The organism is Tenacibaculum xiamenense (genome assembly GCF_964513065.1).
Lineage (GTDB): Bacteria > Bacteroidota > Bacteroidia > Flavobacteriales > Flavobacteriaceae > Polaribacter > Polaribacter xiamenense.
Genome location: NZ_CAZEQU010000011.1, coordinates 135,737 through 155,055, shown reverse-complemented (window position 1 = coordinate 155,055; position 19,319 = coordinate 135,737). Strand labels below are relative to the sequence as shown.

The following is a 19,319-nucleotide window of genomic DNA, read 5'->3' as shown; positions in this document are numbered from 1 at the left end:
TAAAGCACAAATGTACAAAAAAATAAAAATTATAAAAGTTTTTGTTGTTTTTGCAAAATGGAATCCGCTTGAGATTTGAATAGTTGTCGGGCTAATTTTTGCTTATGATTGTATATTTCTTCTTCATTTTTAAGGTCTTCATATACTTTGTTTGTAATCTCTTTATCTGTTTCTAAATGTTTGTTTTTTTGGAAGTTTTGCTGTTTTATCCAAGTAATGGCATCCGATTCTTGATGTTCAAACTTATAGTCATATTCACTTTTAGAACTGATTAGTTTTGAAAGAATAGGGGCGGTTTCAATAGCTAAAAACAACAGAAAAATAAAAAATGAAGGTAACCATGGTAACTTATTTAAGGCATTGACTCTTGCCATTAAACCATCGAAGTTCGATATAATAGGTTGGGTATTTTCTTCTGAGGTTTTTTGCTGTTCTTTAAGTTGGGTAATCCGTGTTTCTTTTTCTGTTATTTTAGCAGCATTAGTCGCTTTTAAATCTGATAGATCTTTGAGTGCTTGATCATGTTTTTCTCTTTTTTCTTTGTACACGGGACCCTTTCCTATAAGCTTGGTTCCTTTGCGTCCTTCGGCTTCTGCGATATAGGTCTCATATAAAGCATTAACTTCATTTTCTTTCGTGGTAATTTCGTTTTTTAGCTGCTCGATTTCCGTATTGGTTTTAGCTATTTCAGGATCAAATTGCTGCGCAATTTGTAATTTATTATCAAGAGTCATTTGATTTTTTTCTTCCAAAAGAACCTGATTGATTTCTTTTTCAAAAATCTTTAGTTCTAGAGGTTTGGAGATAACAACAGCAATAATAATTGCTAAAACAATTCGTGGAAGCGCTTGAAAGAATTCCGATTTGAAACTATCCTTTTTTCGCATTGTAGAAACAATATACCTGTCGAGATTAAAAATTAACAAACCCCAAATAATACCGAAAAAAATGGATGTATAAACATTGTCAAATACAGTATATAAAGCATAACTACCGGCTATGGCGGCCATAAATGCAGTGAAGAAAATTGTTGCCCCAATACCGACATATTTGTTTTGCTCTCCATTAGAACATTGATTTAATAGGGGCAAATCAGCTCCAGAGCAAATAAGAAAAAACCGTTTTAACATATTTATTAAAACGATTCTTTCGAGAAAATGTTACAAAAAACAGTGGTTTTGAACTGTTTTTAACAAAAAATTGATGTTTTTTGTCAATTTGAGAATATTTGATAATCTCAAATATCATTAATTCCTACAAGCAAACTCCTATTTAGGAATAACAATTCTTGTAGACTTAATGTCTGAAGAAGGAGTAAGTAATTTTCTTTCTAGTTTTTTGAAAGTGGTTGGCTCCGTTAGGTTTGGTTTCACTTCTTTTTTGTCGGCAATCGCTTTTGACGATCTAGTAGGAAGTACTTTTTTAGGTTGTTTAACTTCACTTAAGACCCTTTTACTCTTGCGTGCTTTTTCTTTCATTTTCTCTTTTCGAAGCTCTTCAGGCTTCATAACCCTTCCACTTTTGGTAATTCTCGATCCAAATCGATTATAGTATTTTATCCCGTCAGCGGTAAATCTAGTAAGCGCAATTTCATCGCTTTTTTGGTGATGATCTCCTTCATGTGGAGGTGGTGGAGGAGGTGTTTTTCCTTTTACCTTACGTTTTTTTGGCGGTGGTGGAATCCTCTTTTTAACTTTTTTTGCTGGCGGTGGTGGAAGTTGTTGTTTTTCAGCTTCAGTTAAATGTGATAGTTTTTTGACAATAACCTTACCACTTTCATAAGTATATGTTACTTTGTCATTATAAACATGAACATCTTTTACTTTGTCTTTGGTTGATTTGACCTCCTTCAGGGTAGATCGCTTTTTTTGGGCTTCTACTCTTTCTGCAAAGACAAATGTGAATCCAGCAATTAAAGGCATAACTGCTAGTTTTTTTAGCAGAATTTTTGATTTTGAACTTTTAGTAGTCATCATAACTAATCGTTTTTTTGTTAATGAATAATTGAAATTACTGGCCAGGTAATAATTGTTATTCCAAGCGGTTTTGTTTAATAACAAATATTGATACTCGGAAATATTTTTATGTAATGTAATTACGTTGTTGTCAGCTAAAAACTCATGGTTTAGCTGGATGTATTTTTTGAGTAAGTAAAACATTGGGTTAAACCAAAAACTAATTAAAAGTAGCTCGAGGAAAATAACGTCAAATGTGTGTTTTTGAGTAACATGAGTTAGCTCATGGGTAAATAATTCTTTTTCTATTTCTTTATTATCAAATTCATCCTTATTGATAAAAATATAATTCCAGAAAGTATAAGGGCTTATCGAATCATCTACTAAAACCAAAATGGCTTTTTTGTATTTTATTTGTTGGTTGTTTTTGACAATTTTTAATAGATTCCAAAGGTTTTTGATGAATCTAATCAAAAGTATTCCTGATACAGTCCACCAAATATATAGTAGATATTCAAAGTAGTTTATTGGACTTGTTGTTATTTCATTAGGAACAATGGTTTCCTCAATATATTCTGGTTCTATAGGTAAAATAACTGTCGTTTCTATGGTGAATAAAGGAATCAAAAATGAAACAATTACACTCCCCAATAGATAAAAACGATTGAATCGATGCATTTTTTCTCTTTCAAGAAAAAAATGATAGAATGCCAATAAAAGTGATAGGCAGGCGATTGTTTTTAATATATAGAAAATCATTTTTTCTGCTCTTTTATTTGATTATCAATAAGCTCTTTTAATTTTTCAAGTTCTGTAACTGATAAATCCGTTTCAGAGGTAAAGAAAGAAGCAAATTGACTTGCTGAGTTATTGAAAAAATTCTTAATTAAGCCCTTCATGTGTTTTGAGAAATAGTCTGATTTTTTAACTAACGGAAAATACTCTCTTGATTTACCATAAAGTTTATAGTCAATAAAACCTTTGTCTTTCATTCTTTTTAATAGCGTTGCAACCGTCGTATTTGCTGGTTTTGGTTCTGGAAATTCTGCTAAAAGATCTTTCATAAAGGCTTTTTCAAGTTTCCATAAGTATTGCATTACTTGTTCTTCTGTTTTTGATAGTTGCATCTCTACATATTTAGAATTTACTCTACAAATGTAGAAATAAATTTTAATTCTATAAATGTAGAGATGTTAAAATATTCAAAAAGCGATTTTTTTCTTCTTAATTCCTTCTTAGATTGAAGGAGTTTGAGGTTTGCGGAAGGCGATATTTTTCTTTATAATGTTTTATGTTAATGGAATTGTTAACGGTTAACGCTAGGTTAACGGTTCTGTTTTATAGTTGTTTGTTTAAACTTTCCATTACTTTTGAAATGTGAAAACAAGAATAAACATATTAATCATAGCTTCTATTATAGCCTTAGTTGTTTTATCGGTTATTCAATATTCGTTAATAGAAAATACCTTTAAGTTACAGCGCGATGCTTTCTTTAAAGAAATGAAACAAGAGCTCAAGTTTCTAGAAAAAACTGACGAATGGGATGAAGCGTATGCAACAATTTTAAAACAGGTTGTTATAGAATATGAAGATCCTTTTAATTCTAATGAAAAGTTATTTACATTGTTTTATAAAAAGAGAGATAGCTTAAATGAAAGGTTTAAAAACTATTTTAAGAAAGCTATAGAAAGTAAAGAACTAGCATTTCCAATAGCGTATCAGAAGAATATTACAAGTGCTATACTTATTAATGAATTAGGAAAAGATACCTTAATAAGTATTAAAAATGAACCAGTATTACTCTTCGGAGATTCTTTAAATGAAACTACAAGGTATCATATTAATAAAGGAGAATGGTCTTCCATGAGTTCTTCCAAAGAAGAAAAAAGTAACTTGTCTGTTAAAGATGAAAAACTTGGTTTTGTGATAACAACAAACAGCTATGTAGATGTTGAGAATTGGAGAATGGAAGTTTTAAAACGCATGTTTTGGGTATTATTAGCAAGTATTGGTTCAATAGTAACAATTATTATACTCTTTGTATATGCTTTTTATTCTTTTATAAAGCAGAAAAAAAATGCAGATATAAAAACAGATTTCGTAAATAATATTACCCATGAGCTTAAAACCCCTTTAGCTACCTTGAGTATTGCTACGAAAACATTACAAGATAAAAACATTCGGAAAAACGAAGCTATTTTAGAATCTACAATAGGCACTATTGATAGACAAAGAAATCGACTACAAAATTTAATTGATCAGGTAGTAAATAACTCACTTGGTTTTGAAGATATTCAACTGGAAAAAGAGAAAGTGTTTCCGAAGGTATGGCTGGAGAACCTAATTAATGATTATCAATTACAACATCATAATATTATTATTTCTAGTAACTTTTCTAAAGAAGATACTGAGCTTATAGTAGATAGGTTTCAATTTAATACGGCTATACTGAATGTCTTAGATAATGCTATAAAATATGGAGCAAATAGGATTCTAATTTCTACAGATAAATCATTAAAAGACTTTTGTATCAAAATAGAGGATAATGGGATCGGAATCGCTAGAAATCAACTTATGAAAGTCTTTGATAAATTTTATAGAATAGATAATAATACAGTCCATAATGTAAAAGGTTTGGGTTTGGGCTTGTATTATGTAAACCAAATAGTAAAAGCTCATAACGGAAGCATTACTTTAGATAGTCAACTTTCTAAAGGAACAATAGTAACTATTAAAATTCCTATAAGATGAAGACAGTTTTACTAGCAGAAGATGATATTGATTTTGGTAATATTTTGAAACAATATTTAAGCTTATACGAGTTTAAGGTTACTTGGGCAAAAGATGGAGAAGAAGCTTTAGAAGTGTTTCATAAAAACGAATTTGATATCTGTGTTTTTGATGTTATGATGCCTAAGTTAGATGGTTTTTCACTCGCTGAGAAAGTGATAGAACAAGACCCTGAAATGCCTTTTGTGTTTTTAACAGCAAGGAGTCAAAAGGAAGATAAAATAAAAGGACTGAAATTGGGAGCAGACGATTATATTATAAAACCTTTTGAAGCGGAGGAGCTTATTCTTCGCCTGCAAAATATTATCAAAAGAACTCGAAAAAAAAGCACAGTTTATTTTTCAAAGAGCAATATTACTATTGGGCAATATCAATTTAGTCAAGAAAAACTTGAACTGAAAAACAAAGAGGCAGTCCAACGATTAACTGAAAAAGAAGCGCAACTTATTCAGTTTTTGTTTCAACATAAAAATCAATTGTTGAAGAGAGATAAAATATTACAAGCAGTTTGGGGAACTGACGATTTTTTCACAGGAAGAAGTATGGATGTATTTATTAGTCGATTACGAAAATATTTTAAGGAAGATTCTTCGATTAAAATTGAAAGTATAAGAGGAGTAGGTCTCGAATTTAAGTTAACATCTACTAAAGAATAATACCATTTTAAAATATTGATTTCGTGTAATCAGGTTTGTCACTTCGAGTAAAATTATTTGAAATGAAATGAAGGATAATTTTGTATCGAGAAGTGTTCTCTACTACTAATTGTATAATGTTCTCGATACATTTTTTACTTCGTTAGCACTTAGTAAAAAACACTCGAACTGACATTTCAATAATAGAAATATAAGAGAATCTAAAACAAAATAGAATAATCATTTAAACATATAAAAATAAAGGGTTTCTGTATTGTCTTTTACAGGAACAGTTACCCTAATGCTTAAAAACAACGTATAACTTTAAAATTAATAATTATGAGAACTTTAATGTGTTTAGTATTTTTTTTAACATCAATTTTTGTAAAAGCTCAAGAAACACCAGAGCCTCCACAACCACCAACTCACGTACATAGTAATACTGAGGAGAGAAGCTATTCATACAATACTTCTACGAATAGAGGTAAACGTAGCAGTTCTAGTTCTATTTCGGTAAAAAGTACAAATACAACCTATAAATTCAGAGCTTCTTTTAATGAAGAATTAACTATGGATGTAAGAAACTTTCTTCAGAAAAAGTTTAGAGATATGAAATTTACAAATACCAACGGGTCTTCTTTTTGGAGTATTTTAAAAAACAACGAAGAAGTCTTTAAATGTAAGGTAAGTGAAGGTTTTGTTAGAATTTATGCAGATAAAGAAATGACTTCAAAAGGTTTTCAAGAAAAGGTAGTGAGGATTGGAAATGAGCTAAAGTATGTGATTAATGGTGAAAGCATGCTTAAATCAGAACAAGCCCGTAAAGAAAATGCAAAAAGAAGATTAGAGAGAGCCAAAAGAGAATATGAAAGAGCTAAGAAAAACTATGAAAGAGGTCAGCAATAAGTTCTGGTTCTTTATAAAAAAACTCCCAATTTTAGAGAATAAAAATGGGAGTTTTATTGGTTTTATGAACGTATTTCTATAAGATTCTTATAGAGGTACGATGTCTTTTATTGTTAACTAAAGTTTTGAAAGATCGAATTCTTTTGGGGGTATTTCTTTTCTTAAATGAGTTACAAAATAATCCCAACGCTTTCTGGTCATGTACTTAGTCATATTTCCATAACCATGTCTTTTGTTAGGAAAAAGTATCATATCAAAGTCTTTATTAGCTTTAATTAAAGCTTCAACAACCAGCATCGTATTTGAAGGAGGAACATTGTCATCCATACTTCCATGTGTTATTAGGAGTTTTCCTTTTAGGTTTTCAGCAATTAACTGATTGGCTTGATTTTCGTAGTTTGTAGACTCAACTCCATCTAAGGTTTCTTTCTGTAAAAGACCTTGCCATTTTTCACCCCAATCAGCTTCGTAGTTTCTGTTATCATGATTTCCAGCACCAGAAACCGCAACATCGTAAAAATCGGGATAAGCAAAAACAGCACGGGTGGAAGCAAAACCACCTCCAGAGTGCCCCCAAATTCCTACACGATCTATATCCATCCCTTTATATTTTTGAGCCAATTGCTTAATCGCCGTTATGTTGTCTGGTAACCCATTATCGCCCATATTTCCATAATAGGCATCATGAAAAGATTTTGATCTCATCGGGGTTCCCATAGCGTCAACAGCAACTACCACAAAACCTAACTCTGCTACTGCTTGAAAATCTCTCCAAACTGGTCTGAATTGGTAGTTCCCAACACTTCCAGATTGTGGACCAGGATAAATGTAATTCAAAATAGGATACTTTTTACTTTCGTCATAATGACTAGGAATGCACATGATTCCATAAATATCTGTTTTGTTATCACGTGCTTTTACCGAAAACTCTATAGGTTCTTGCCAGTTTTTTTCCTTTAATGCTGAAATATCTGCGACCTCCAAGTCTAATATCTTCTCTCCAGAGTTATTTCTTAAAACAGAAATAGGAGGGGTTGTTGTAGTTGAATATGTGTCTACAAAATAAGAGTAATCATCAGAGAATTTAACGGAGTGCGTTCCCTTGTCTGGAGTTAAGTTTTTTAAATCAGAGCCATCAAAGTTAACGCTGTAGTAATAGTTATGATAAGGATTACCTGTTTCTTTTCCTCCAGCGGTAAAGTAGATTTTTCTATTCTTTGAATCTACCTTTTTGACTTGTTTAACAATCCAATCACCTGAAGTAATTTGATTTTTTAACTGTTTTGTAGTTAGATCATATAAATAAATATGTCCCCAATTACTTTTTTCAGAATACCAAATAAATTCATTCGAATCAAATAACACTTTCCAATTCTCTGCATCTACACCTGATTCATAGTACGTTTCAACTTCTTCTTTATGAATAGATTTTACATTCCCTGTTTGCGTATCAGCGATTTGTAAGTGAGCAACTTTATGATCTCTTGATCCAGAAACAAAAGCAAATTTAGAGCCATCTTCATTCCATTGAGCATCTAGCAACTCATTATCCCATCCTGCAATATGATCTGTAGTACTTCCCCTTTGGAAATCTTTATCCATTTTTAAACGTACCACTTTAGGTTTTGTTCCTAAGTGAATAATTACTCTTTCAATTGTAAAAATATGTTCATCTCCTGGAAGAGGGTGCTTCCATGCTTCAAGTCTTGGATGACCTACATTTGTTGAGGTTAAAAACATCATTCCCACTTCTCTTGAATCTTGTTGGAAAGTGGCAATTTTATCAGAGTTAGGAGACCATTTTAAAACAGCTCCATCATTTTTTATCCAACCAGCGTTATTGGTTGCATAACCATAATGCTTTTCTCCATCAAAAGTTAATTGCTTCTTCTCATTTGTTTCTAAATCTCTAACCCATAGATTGTAGTTGTCAATATAGGCAGCTAATTTACCATTGGGAGAAACGTGTTCATTTCTATAGGTTTTCTTTGTTTCCGTTGTTTTTTTCGAAAGCGCATAGTTTTCCATATTACAAGAAAACTCATTTCCATTAAAACTAAAGTTTAAAGTTTTCAAATCGTTCGAAAAGGAAACTTGATAGATAGATAGATCGTTTTTTTCTATTTCTTGGTTTAGTTCTTTTGACAAACTCTTTGCAAGCTTATCATGATCAAAAGCTTCTTTTTTAGTTTTCGCCTTTATATCAACTAGAACAAACTTTTTTCCATTTTTGTTGTCGGTTGAATATATAAGGTGACTTTCATTAAAGAAAGAGCTTCTCTTAACTTGGTTGTAAACTAAGCCATATAAGCTTCTATCCATATGCTTTGCTGCTTGTTCATATTCCTCAGAAGTTCGTTGCTTCGATTTTTCTTCAGATTTTGAACAGCTAAAAAATAGTAGTGAGCCTAATAGTAATGTAGTAAGATTAAATTTGGTTGCTTTCATGCTTTTTTAATTCGATAAATCCGTGAAATATTTATAGAAATATGGAATGGTTTCGATACCTTTCAGATAATTCCAAACACCAAAATGTTCGTTTGGTGAGTGAATAGCATCAGAGTTTAAGCCGAATCCCATTAAAATAGTTTTACTTTTTAATTCTTCTTCAAATAAAGCAACAATTGGAATACTACCTCCACTGCGTTGTGGGATAGGAGTAACACCAAATGTTTCTTCATAAGCTTTGCTTGCCGCCTGATAGCCTATATTATCAATTGGGGTTACATAGCCTTGTCCTCCATGATGTGGAGTTACTTTAACTTTAACTCCTTTTGGAGCAATGCTTTCGAAATGGTTTTTAAATAGCTCAGTAATCTCTCTCCATTCTTGATTTGGAACTAGTCGCATTGAAATTTTGGCGTAGGCTTTACTAGCTATAACGGTTTTTGCTCCTTCACCAGTATAACCACCCCAAATTCCATTAACATCTAATGTAGGTCGGATAGAATTTCGTTCGTTCGTTGAAAAACCTTCTTCTCCATATACCGCATCAATATCTAAAGCGTTTTTATATTCCTCTAAAGAAAAAGGAGCTTTTGCCATTTCATCTCGCTCCTCTCTTGATAATTCTTCAACTTTATCATAGAAACCAGGAATAGTAATATGTTTGTTCTCATCATGCAATGATGCAATCATTTTCGTTAATACGTTAATTGGATTGGCAACAGCACCTCCATATAGTCCTGAATGTAAGTCTCTATTAGGTCCAGTTACTTCAACTTCAACATAACTTAAACCTCTTAAACCAGTAGTTATAGAAGGAATGTTATTAGCAATCATTCCTGTATCAGAGATCAAGATAACATCATTGGCTAATTTTTCTTTGTTTCTAGGAACAAACCATGCTAAGCTTTCTGATCCAACTTCTTCCTCTCCTTCTATCATAAACTTTACATTACAAGGAAGGTTTCCTGTTTGAGTCATATATTCCAAAGCTTTTACATGCATGTACATTTGACCTTTGTCATCACAAGCTCCTCTTGCAAAGATTGCTCCCTCAGGATGAATATCCGTTTCCTTAATAATAGGTTCAAAAGGAGGAGAATCCCATAAATCAATTGGATCTGCAGGTTGAACATCATAATGCCCATAAACTAACACGGTTGGTAGCTTAGGATCTATAATTTTTTCTCCATAAACAATAGGATATCCAGGGGTTTCACAAATTTCAACTTTGTCGCAACCAGCCTTTTCTAAGCTATTTTTTATACTGTCGGCTGTATTAAGTACATCTTGGTTAAAAGCAGGATCAGCACTTACTGATGGTATTTTGAGAAGCTCAATAAGCTCGTCTAAAAAGCGCTGTTTATGGTTGGCTATGTAGTCTTGAATAGTTTGCATTGTAAAATAATTAAGTACGCTAAGTTAACAGATTTTTTTTGAATTTAAATTCTGTAATCTATGCGACCTTTTGTAACTGAACTCGTTTGAATTTTTTGTGTTTAAGCGAGAATTAGAAGTTTTAAGTATTGTTGAAGGCTTTTTTGAATTGCATAACAGAGTAATGGAAAGAGAAAAAGACAATTAAAGGACTGAAAAAAGCAATTTTTTAGCAAATAGAAAAAGTTTAAAAGAGTTCACCTTCTGTTTCTAAATTAATGTAAGTAGCTATTTTAATTTCTTCTAAAAAACAGTTCCCTCTAACAATCTCAAAAAGGAAATGTTTTTGACTTATTTTTAAGAAACAGGTAATACTAAGTTAACACAAGCTCTAAAGAAACTATTTATGTTTGCCATGCATTAGCGATCTATTTAAAATTTTTAGAAGGGTTTTAAAATAGAATTTAGTTGTAAGCTCTCGTTCGAGAGCTTTTTTTATGCTGAAAAATTCTGATTTACAGTTTTATAGAAAGTCAATGCTGTAAAACCTAATAATTTGTGTTTGATATTTGAATAGTTTGTGTATATTTGCACGCACAATTCAAAAACACGCGGGTGTGGTGGAATTGGTAGACACGCTAGACTTAGGATCTAGTGCCGCAAGGCGTGGGGGTTCGACTCCCTTCACCCGTACTAAAAAACCTTCAGGATTCCTGAAGGTTTTTTTATGTGTTAGGTTTTTTGGTAAGTTCTTCTTAAAATAGTTCGCTACTTAATTTTTACCGGTCGATTTGTAGGTGTTTGATAAACTTTATTCTTAAAGCCCTCTGTAAAATGTGTTTCTGTGAGCAGAAAGTCTTTCATCATGTAAATGGATGAAACTCCTAACATTTTCATAAATTATTCTTCCCGAGAAATCTAAAATCTCATTCTTTATTAGCCATCTTATAAATCCTCTTCTGCCTCTTAACCCAGAAGAAACTTCTAGGAAAGCTCCATTACCTAATGAAGGAAACATTATTCTTTTGTAATGGACCGTAGATCCGTCTTCGTAGGTTATTTTTTTATTCCTAAAGATAATGCTCTCTCCATATGGACCTAACTCTTTAACCATAAAACCGTTTTGCCCAAAGATACCGGAGGTTGTATAGGTCATAAACGGTTGTTCATCTTTATAAACCATTCCTTTTTTAAATTTTATTTTTTGTGAAAAAATACTCACAGTAGATAAAAGCATAATAAGTAAAATAAGTCTTCTCATATTGTTTTTTTTAATATTAATCTAATTTCAATCGTCTCCACCATACTTCATTTTTTATACTGTGAAACACTTCTCAAATTTTGTTCCAAACCAAAGTAATTTTACCTTTTTCTTATGTAATATTTAGAATAGTTGGGATGATTGTGAGATGTTTTGTTGTTGTGAGGTTGAATACCATTAGATGCCGGTTTCTATTTTCTTCACCCGTACTAAAAAAAACCTTCAGAAACTCTGAAGGTTTTTTGATTTATTATAACTTGTTTTTTAATTCTCTTTACTTCTCTCTGTATACAAACAAAGGTAAGGCAGCATGAAATGTCAATTCTTTGGTTACACTTCTATGAAATAGCTTATCAATAAAAGATCGTTTCGGAATGAATAAAGCTAAAATATCTGTCTTGCTATTGTTTAAGTAATCTTCTACACCATCCATGACAGAATCGTTCTTTACAAGATGGATATTGCTGTCGTCTGGAGATAGTCCCTTTGCTTTTAAATGGTCATGCACTTTTTCTTCCGAATCTTCCATTACATGAAGGTGTTCGATAGTTGCTTGGAATATATTAGTAAATTCGGATAATGACTTTGTAAAGTTTTTATCATCTTCATTAAGGGAAGTTGAATATGTGATTGTGTTAATGTTTTTAAATGTACTATCACTAGGAATAGCAAGAACTGGACAGTGTGCGTTCATCATGGTGTTAGTTGTAAAGCTACCCACAATTTTGTCTAAGGCATTTCTTTCGCCTTTGGTTCCCATTATAATAAGGTCGTAATTACGTTTACTTCTTGCTACAACTTCGTCAGTTGAGTCATCCGAAGGGAATATAATTTTGCTGCCGATATATTTTGAGTCATACGGCTTTGTAAATGCATCTATTTTTACTTGCATTTCATTTTGACGCTCTTTTCTGGCTTTACGCAGTTCTGCCGAATCCATATACAGCTCTTTACCTTTATGAGGTTCAGGATATGTATGGATAACATCAAGTTTGGAATTGGCCTTTTTTGCTATCTCAATAGCGTATTCAAATGCTTTGTGAGCTGCTTCTGAAAAATCCGTAGGAAATAATATTTTATTCATGTAGTATGTGGTTAAAAAAGTTTCGATCGATATGCTCAAAACCCACCATCATTACCAATAAATCGATCGCGTTTATGTGTGTATACAAAGATACAAAATTGGCCTTAATTTTTAATGGTTTTACGGTATGTTATAGCTTACTTTTCTTAGCCAATATGTTATTATAATACTGCCAATAATTCCTGGAATAAACCAACCATAAAAACTGGGTAGTAATTCATTAACTACAACGAATGCCGTTGAGGCAGATATGTATGCACCAACCATTTTTCCTAAGTGCAATTTTAACCATCCATTTTTTAATTTTTGAGGCTTGGAGAACAAGATTAAATCTCTAATAGAAAAGCTTATTCCTATAACGGCAAAAACGAGGAGAACAATATTTATACTTCTCATTGTTATGATGGGAAGTAAAATCATTAAAATACCTGTAAAGATCATGGATATTGATATGAGTCTGTCAATTCGTAAGTTGTTTTTTTGTTTTTTAAAATTCAAAGCTCTTTTTCCGGTCAAAACAAAGTATAAGCTAAAAATTCCTATAGAGAATAGAAAAGGATTAACATGATTTGGTAGAACAGAAATAGTCATTGCAGATAGGGCACATAGAGTCATAGAATAAAAGAATACAAGACCAGATCTTTTATGAGTGTTATTTCCTTTTTTTACAAGCATTGATATTAACCCAGAAACCAATGCTGTTCCTCCGAGAGTTGCATGAGTAAATATTAAAACAGAGATCATTCTAGTCCTTTTTTATCTTTTTAATTGATTCAAAGTTGGGGTAAAGAATTCATTTTTGTATTATTTTTTTACTCAATTGTCGTTTTTTAAGGGGCAATTGTTCTTTTGTTTGATTAATACTATTATAAAATTAAAAAACCTTCAGGTTTCTGAAGGCTTTTTAATTTAGTGTTTGTCTTTAAGTTTTTTATACCTTAAAAGTTAAAACAGGCTTTACAACGTTCTTTGAAAGACTCATTGAAATACTTCCGTTTAAATATTTTGAAAGACCAGTTCTTCCATGTGTTGCTATCGATATTAAATCAACTTCTTTGTCTGTTGAAAAGTTTAAGATTCCTCGTGGAACCGATTTACTATTGTACACGTGTATTGAGTACTTTTCAATGTCATATTTTTTGATGAATTTTTCAACCTTGTTTTTTGAATCAATAGAGTCTTCAAAATTCTTGGGAGTGTTCACTTTAAGTAAATAAAGTTTACTATTGAAAAAACGAGTGAATTCTAAGAATCCTTCAAAGGCTTTTGCTTCGTCTTTTTCGAAGGTTGAGGCGAAAACCATTTTTTTGAACTTAAATTTGGCATCATTTTTTTTAGTGATTAACACGGGGATGTTCATACTGGCAATGGTTTTTTCTGTGTTTGAGCCAATAATCATTTCTTTTAGAGCGGTTTGCCCTTTTGATCCCATGACAATTAAATCTGGTTTAATTTTTTGAGAATAGTCGCGAATACCTTCAAAGGGGTTTTGAAAACGTATAGAATGTTGAATATCTTCGAATTCATCAAAGTATTTCGCCTTGATGTCAACAAGTTTGTCTTTAACCTTTTTAAGGTAAAGCATACTTTCTGGTATACTGAAGTTACTTCCAGCACCCATATCAACAATACCTGAAGGCAGTTCTACCATATGGACTAAATGAATTTCGCTTTTAGCCTTTTTGGCAATTTTCGAAGCAAGAACACAGGCGTACTCGGAGTGCTTAGAAAAATCTATTGGAATCAATATTTTTTTCATATTGTATGTGGGGTTAGAGAAGAGAGTAACACCATAAAAATACAAAATATTTAAGAGAAAAACTATTTGCGTGTTAAGTAATAAGTTAGTATATTTGCAAGGAATTTAAAGAATTATTAAATGCAGGGGACGAAAGTCCCCTCTTTTTATATCTAAAATGAATCAGGAAAGAGTAAGAGAATTATTACAGGAAGCTCTTGATGAAAATAACTCGTTGTTTTTGATAGATTTACAGTTTCTTGAAAATAATAAGATAAAAGTTATTGTTGACGGTGATGAAGGTGTACCTTTGAACGAGTGTGTTCGAATCAGTAGAAATATTGAGCATAATTTAGATCGTGAGGAGGAAGATTTCGCATTGGAAGTTACTACACCAGATATCGCTCACCCTTTGGTTCAAAAACGTCAGTATAAGAAGAATCAAGGAAGAACACTCAAGGTAAAAACTCATGCTGAAGAGTATGAAGGGAGTTTAGTTGAGGTAACTGACGAAAATATTACCTTACAATGGAAGGCACGAGAGCCTAAACCCATAGGAAAGGGAAAACATACTGTTGAAAAAACGGTGGTTTTTCCATATGAAGATATAAAAGAAGCAAAAGTGAAGATTATATTTAATTAAGATAATGAGATGGAAAATATTGCGCTAATCGATTCGTTTTCGGAGTTTAAAGATATCAAGAGTATTGATAGGGTAACACTTATGTCTATATTAGAAGAAGTGTTTAGAGCAGCTTTGAAACGTAGATTTGGATCAGATGAGAATTTTGATATTATTATTAACCCTGATAAAGGAGATTTAGAGATTTGGAGAAACAGGGTTGTAGTAGCAGATGGAATGTCAGAAGATGACAACGAAGAAATCGAATTATCTGAGGCTAGAAAAATAGAGCCTGATTTTGAAATTGGAGAAGATGTTTCTGAAGAAGTAAAATTAGTAGATTTAGGAAGAAGAGCTATATTAGCGCTGCGCCAAAATCTAATTTCTAAGATTCACGAGCATGATAGCACGAATGTGTTTAAGCAATTTAAAGACCTAGAAGGTGAAATTTATAGTGCAGAAGTACATCATATTCGTCATAATGCCGTAATTTTACTGGATGATGAAGGAAATGAAATTGTTTTACCTAAAAGTGAGCAAATTCGTTCAGATTTCTTTAGAAAGGGAGATACAGTTCGCGGAGTAATTAAATCGGTTGAATTAAGAGGGAATAAACCAGCAATTATCTTATCTAGAACAGCACCAAAATTCTTGGTGAAATTGTTTGAGCAAGAAATACCTGAAGTATTTGATGGATTAATTACCATCGAAGGAGTGGCTAGGATTCCTGGAGACAAAGCTAAAATAGCTGTAGATTCATATGATGATAGAATTGATCCGGTTGGAGCTTGTGTTGGAGTAAAAGGATCTCGTATTCACGGTATTGTTCGTGAGCTAGGAAATGAGAATATTGATGTAATTAACTTTACAAAAAACGAACAGTTATTTATATCAAGAGCTCTAAGTCCAGCAAAAGTGTTATCAGTATCGATTGATAAGTTTGAAGAAGAGAAAAATGGAAAGAAAGGACGTGTTAATGTATTATTAAAGCCAGAGGAAGTGTCAAAAGCTATTGGACGTGCTGGTGTTAACATTAGATTAGCAAGTGAATTGACAGGATACGAAATAGATGTTCAAAGAGAAGGAATTGAAGAAGAAGATGTTGAATTAACAGAATTCTCTGATGAAATTGAAGCGTGGGTAATTGAAGAATTCAAGAAAATTGGATTGGATACCGCGAAAAGTGTTTTAGAAAAAGACGTTTCAATGTTAGTTCAAAGAACTGATCTTGAAGAGGAAACAATATTAGAAGTTCAGAAAGTTCTTAGAGAAGAATTTGAAGATTAAAATATTTTCGGAGAGCTAGTGGCCGTTAAAAGACTAGCGATAAAAGAAAAAAAGCATAACTATGATGGTTATTGTAAAGTGTGCTTTTTAGGAATAAAGTATAAGATAATTTATGGCTGAAGGCAAAAAATTAAGACTAAATAAGGTTTTAAGAGAATTAAACATTTCTTTAGATAGAGCTGTGGAACACCTGGGTAAGAATGGCTATGAGGTTGAGGCTCGTCCTACTACAAAGATTTCTGATAAGGAATATCAAATATTACTTGATGGATTCCAAACAGATAAATCTAAGAAGGTGGCTTCTAAAGAGGTGAGCGAAGAGAAGAGAAAGGAAAAAGAGGCAATTCGCCAACAATTAGAAGCTGAACAAGAGAAGAAACGTTTAGAGGAAGAAGCTAAAAAGCAAGAAGTTTTAAAAGCCAAAGCAACTAAATTAGAACTTAAAACTGTTGGTAAGATTAATATTGACACAGGTAAAGAGGTAGTGGCCGAGCCAGAAGTGAAGGAAGAGCCTGTTGTTGAAAAGAAAGAAGAACCAGTAGTTGAAGAAAAAGTAACCAAACAAGCAGAAACACCAAAAGTAGAAGTAACAGAACCTAAAAAAGAAGTTACTCCTCCTGTTAAAAAGGAAGAACCTGCTCCAATAGTGAAAAAAGAAGATCCTATAAGAAAAGTAGATGAAAATGCTCCAAAGGTAGAGCATTCAAAACCTGCTGCATCTAAAATAGATAAAGCAGTAGAGCAAAGCCAGTTGTCAAGAGCTAAGAAGGTTGATAAGCCTAAGGCTGTTGAAAAGCAAGCCGAAGTAACTCCTGAAAATGCTGAGAAAATAAAAACTCAGTATAAAAAATTAGATGGTCCTAGAATCACAGGTCAAAAAATTGATTTAAAACAATTTGAAAGGCCTAAAAAGAAGAAACCAGATAATAAGGATAACAAGAAAGACGGCGACAAGAGAAAGCGTAAAAGAATTGTAAACAAACCGGGCGGTAATAATAACCAAGGTAATAACAACAATAACCAAGGTAATAATAATAACCGTCAAGGAGGAAACAATAACAACCGTCAAGGAGGAAATAATCGTCCAGGGGGTGGAAATCGTCAAGGAGGAAACAATAGAGGAGGTAATAACCGAGGAAACCACAGAGGAAGACGACCTATTGTTCAAAAAGAAGAACTTACAGAAGCTGAAATCCAAAAACAAGTTAGAGAAACTCTTGAAAAACTTCAAGGAAAATCTAACAAAGGAAAAGGAGCTAAGTATCGTAGAGATAAAAGAGATCAACACCGTCAGCAAGCTGAAGCAGAGTTAAAAGCACAGCAAGAAGAAAGCAAAGTATTAAAAGTAACAGAGTTTGTTACTGTTAGTGAAGTTGCTACAATGATGGATAAACCAGTTACAGATATTATTTCTGCATGTATGATGTTAGGAATGATGGTAACCATGAACCAACGTTTGGATGCTGAAACTCTTCAAATTGTTGCTGAAGAATTTAACTATAAAGTTGAATTCGTAGGTGCTGAGGTAGAAGAATCTATTGAAGAGGTAGTTGATAAACCAGAAGACTTATTAAACAGAGCGCCTATTATTACGGTAATGGGACACGTAGATCATGGTAAAACATCGTTACTTGACTACATTCGTAAGGCAAATGTAATTGCTGGTGAAAGTGGTGGAATTACACAGCACATTGGTGCATATGGAGTAGCGTTAGACAATGGTCAAAAAATAGCATTCTTAGATACACCTGGTCACGAAGCCTTTACGGCAATGCGTGCTCGTGGTGCTCAGGTAACAGATTTAGTAATTATTGTAATTGCAGCGGATGATGACGTGATGCCTCAAACAAAAGAAGCTATTTCTCACGCACAGGCAGCAAACGTGCCAATCATTTTTGCAATAAACAAGATTGATAAGCCTAATGCAAACCCTGATAATATTAAAACTCAGTTATCAGCAATGAACTTGCTTGTTGAGGATTGGGGTGGTAATATTCAATCACAAGAAATATCTGCTAAGACAGGTCAAGGAGTTGATGAGTTATTAGAGAAAGTATTGTTAGAGGCAGAAGTATTAGAGCTGAAAGCAAATCCTAATAAGAATGCAGTTGGAACTGTAGTAGAGGCACAATTAGATAAAGGTAGAGGATATGTTTCTACTATCTTAGTTCAAGCAGGAACACTTAAAATCGGAGATTATTTATTAGCTGGAAAACATAGTGGTAAAGTAAGAGCTATGTTTGACGAAAGAGGTAATAAAGTAAAAGAAGCAGGGCCTTCAACTCCGGTATCAATTCTTGGTCTAGATGGTGCTCCACAAGCAGGTGATAAGTTCAATGTATTTGATGATGAAAGAGAAGCGAAACAAATTGCAGCAAAACGTTCTCAATTACAACGTGAGCAGTCTGTAAGAACTCAGAAAACATTAACATTAGACGAAATCGGACGTCGTATTGCTTTAGGAGACTTCAAAGAGTTGAATATTATTCTTAAAGGAGACGTTGATGGATCTGTTGAAGCCTTAACAGACTCGTTCCAGAAGTTATCTACTGAAGAAATCCAAGTAAACATACTTCACAAAGGAGTTGGTGCAATTACAGAATCTGATGTATTATTAGCAACTGCTTCTGATGCAATTATTGTTGGATTTAATGTACGTCCTCAAGGAAATGCAAGAACTGTAGCAGACAAGGAAGAAGTAGATATCAGAACATACTCAATCATCTATGATGCAATTAACGATCTGAAAGATGCAATGGAAGGAATGCTTTCTCCAGAAATGAGAGAAGAAGTTCTAGGTAATGTTGAAATTAGAGAAGTTTATAAGATTTCTAAGATTGGTAATATTGCAGGATGTATGGTAATGACTGGTAAGATTACTAGAGATGCGAAAGTTCGTATCATTAGAGAAGGAATTGTTGTTCATGATGGATTATTAGCTTCGTTAAAGCGTTTCAAAGACGATGTTAAAGAAGTTACCAAAGGGTACGATTGTGGTCTTCAAATTAAAGGATACAACGATATTAAAGAAGGAGATAATATTGAAGCTTATACTGAAGTTGCAGTTAAGAAAAAGCTTAAATAATAATCCTAAACCTTATATTCAAAAAGCTCAGTTTATTCAAACTGAGCTTTTTTTTGTGCAAACGTGCTTTTTATAATTTTGAATTTTTTGCAATATATTGATTTTTAAAAAGTTGTATATTGATGCTTTTCTTA

The 19,319-nt window shown here is 32.6% G+C and carries 15 protein-coding genes and 1 tRNA gene; 7 read left to right on the top strand and 9 right to left on the bottom strand.

The annotated features are described in order from the left end of the window. Positions 1-29: 29 nt before the first annotated feature. The 3 genes from ACKTTV_RS03955 to ACKTTV_RS03945 form a co-directional block, all read right to left on the bottom strand. On the bottom strand, positions 30-1,130 hold the full coding sequence (locus ACKTTV_RS03955) for a DUF4407 domain-containing protein (protein WP_408029514.1): 1,101 nt from the start codon (positions 1,128-1,130) through the stop codon (positions 30-32). Between the two features lie 138 nt (positions 1,131-1,268). Beyond that, on the bottom strand, positions 1,269-2,714 hold the full coding sequence (locus ACKTTV_RS03950; protein WP_408029513.1) for a M56 family metallopeptidase: 1,446 nt from the start codon (positions 2,712-2,714) through the stop codon (positions 1,269-1,271). Continuing rightward, positions 2,711-3,082, bottom strand: a complete 372-nt coding sequence (locus tag ACKTTV_RS03945) for a BlaI/MecI/CopY family transcriptional regulator (RefSeq protein WP_408029512.1) — start codon at positions 3,080-3,082, stop codon at positions 2,711-2,713. Before ACKTTV_RS03945 ends, ACKTTV_RS03950 begins: the two co-directional genes overlap by 4 nt. A 250-nt stretch (positions 3,083-3,332) precedes the next feature. Here ACKTTV_RS03945 and ACKTTV_RS03940 point away from each other — a divergent pair, with 250 nt between their 5' ends. From ACKTTV_RS03940 to ACKTTV_RS03930, 3 genes are all read left to right on the top strand, one after another. Further along, positions 3,333-4,706 carry a sensor histidine kinase gene (locus tag ACKTTV_RS03940; RefSeq protein WP_408029511.1) on the top strand — a complete coding sequence of 458 codons (1,374 nt, stop codon included), beginning with the start codon at positions 3,333-3,335 and terminating at the stop codon, positions 4,704-4,706. Next, positions 4,703-5,401 carry a response regulator transcription factor gene (locus tag ACKTTV_RS03935; RefSeq protein WP_408029510.1) on the top strand — a complete coding sequence of 233 codons (699 nt, stop codon included), beginning with the start codon at positions 4,703-4,705 and terminating at the stop codon, positions 5,399-5,401. The genes ACKTTV_RS03940 and ACKTTV_RS03935 overlap by 4 nt, the downstream gene beginning before the upstream one ends. A 318-nt stretch (positions 5,402-5,719) precedes the next feature. Further along, complete coding sequence (locus tag ACKTTV_RS03930) at positions 5,720-6,286, top strand: hypothetical protein (RefSeq protein WP_408029509.1); 567 nt, start codon at positions 5,720-5,722, stop codon at positions 6,284-6,286. Positions 6,287-6,403: 117 nt separating this feature from the next. Here ACKTTV_RS03930 and ACKTTV_RS03925 read toward each other — a convergent pair whose 3' ends face one another. Both ACKTTV_RS03925 and ACKTTV_RS03920 read right to left on the bottom strand, forming a co-directional pair. Next, complete coding sequence (locus tag ACKTTV_RS03925) at positions 6,404-8,734, bottom strand: S9 family peptidase (protein WP_408029508.1); 2,331 nt, start codon at positions 8,732-8,734, stop codon at positions 6,404-6,406. Between the two features lie 6 nt (positions 8,735-8,740). Continuing rightward, entirely contained in the window at positions 8,741-10,129 is a 1,389-nt protein-coding gene (locus tag ACKTTV_RS03920) for a dipeptidase (RefSeq protein WP_408029507.1), read from the bottom strand. Positions 10,130-10,719: 590 nt separating this feature from the next. Between ACKTTV_RS03920 and ACKTTV_RS03915 the strand changes: the two genes are divergently transcribed. Continuing rightward, positions 10,720-10,801, top strand: a tRNA-Leu gene (locus ACKTTV_RS03915). 124 nt (positions 10,802-10,925) lie between these two features. Here ACKTTV_RS03915 and ACKTTV_RS03910 read toward each other — a convergent pair. From ACKTTV_RS03910 to ACKTTV_RS03895, 4 genes are all read right to left on the bottom strand, one after another. Then, positions 10,926-11,369, bottom strand: coding sequence for a hypothetical protein (locus ACKTTV_RS03910; protein ID WP_408029506.1), 444 nt, complete (start codon positions 11,367-11,369; stop codon positions 10,926-10,928). A gap of 274 nt (positions 11,370-11,643) precedes the next feature. Next, the gene (locus ACKTTV_RS03905; RefSeq protein ID WP_408029505.1) at positions 11,644-12,492 is read right to left on the bottom strand and encodes a universal stress protein; all 849 of its coding nucleotides are present in this window, start codon (positions 12,490-12,492) and stop codon (positions 11,644-11,646) included. A gap of 81 nt (positions 12,493-12,573) precedes the next feature. Beyond that, positions 12,574-13,197 carry a DUF2306 domain-containing protein gene (locus ACKTTV_RS03900; RefSeq protein ID WP_408029504.1) on the bottom strand — a complete coding sequence of 208 codons (624 nt, stop codon included), beginning with the start codon at positions 13,195-13,197 and terminating at the stop codon, positions 12,574-12,576. A gap of 187 nt (positions 13,198-13,384) precedes the next feature. Next, positions 13,385-14,212 (bottom strand): universal stress protein, encoded by an 828-nt coding sequence (locus ACKTTV_RS03895; RefSeq protein WP_408029503.1) that lies wholly within the window; start codon positions 14,210-14,212, stop codon positions 13,385-13,387. Between the two features lie 157 nt (positions 14,213-14,369). On the opposite strand from ACKTTV_RS03895, the gene rimP reads away from it, so the two are divergent. From rimP to infB, 3 genes are all read left to right on the top strand, one after another. Then, positions 14,370-14,834: a ribosome assembly cofactor RimP gene (gene rimP / locus ACKTTV_RS03890; RefSeq protein ID WP_408029502.1), complete on the top strand. Its 465-nt coding sequence runs from the start codon at positions 14,370-14,372 to the stop codon at positions 14,832-14,834. A gap of 9 nt (positions 14,835-14,843) precedes the next feature. Next, positions 14,844-16,100 (top strand): transcription termination factor NusA, encoded by a 1,257-nt coding sequence (gene nusA, locus ACKTTV_RS03885; RefSeq protein ID WP_408029501.1) that lies wholly within the window; start codon positions 14,844-14,846, stop codon positions 16,098-16,100. Positions 16,101-16,212: 112 nt separating this feature from the next. After that, a complete protein-coding gene (gene infB / locus ACKTTV_RS03880; RefSeq protein WP_408029500.1) occupies positions 16,213-19,185 on the top strand; it encodes a translation initiation factor IF-2 in 2,973 nt (990 codons plus the stop codon). Positions 19,186-19,319: the final 134 nt, after the last annotated feature.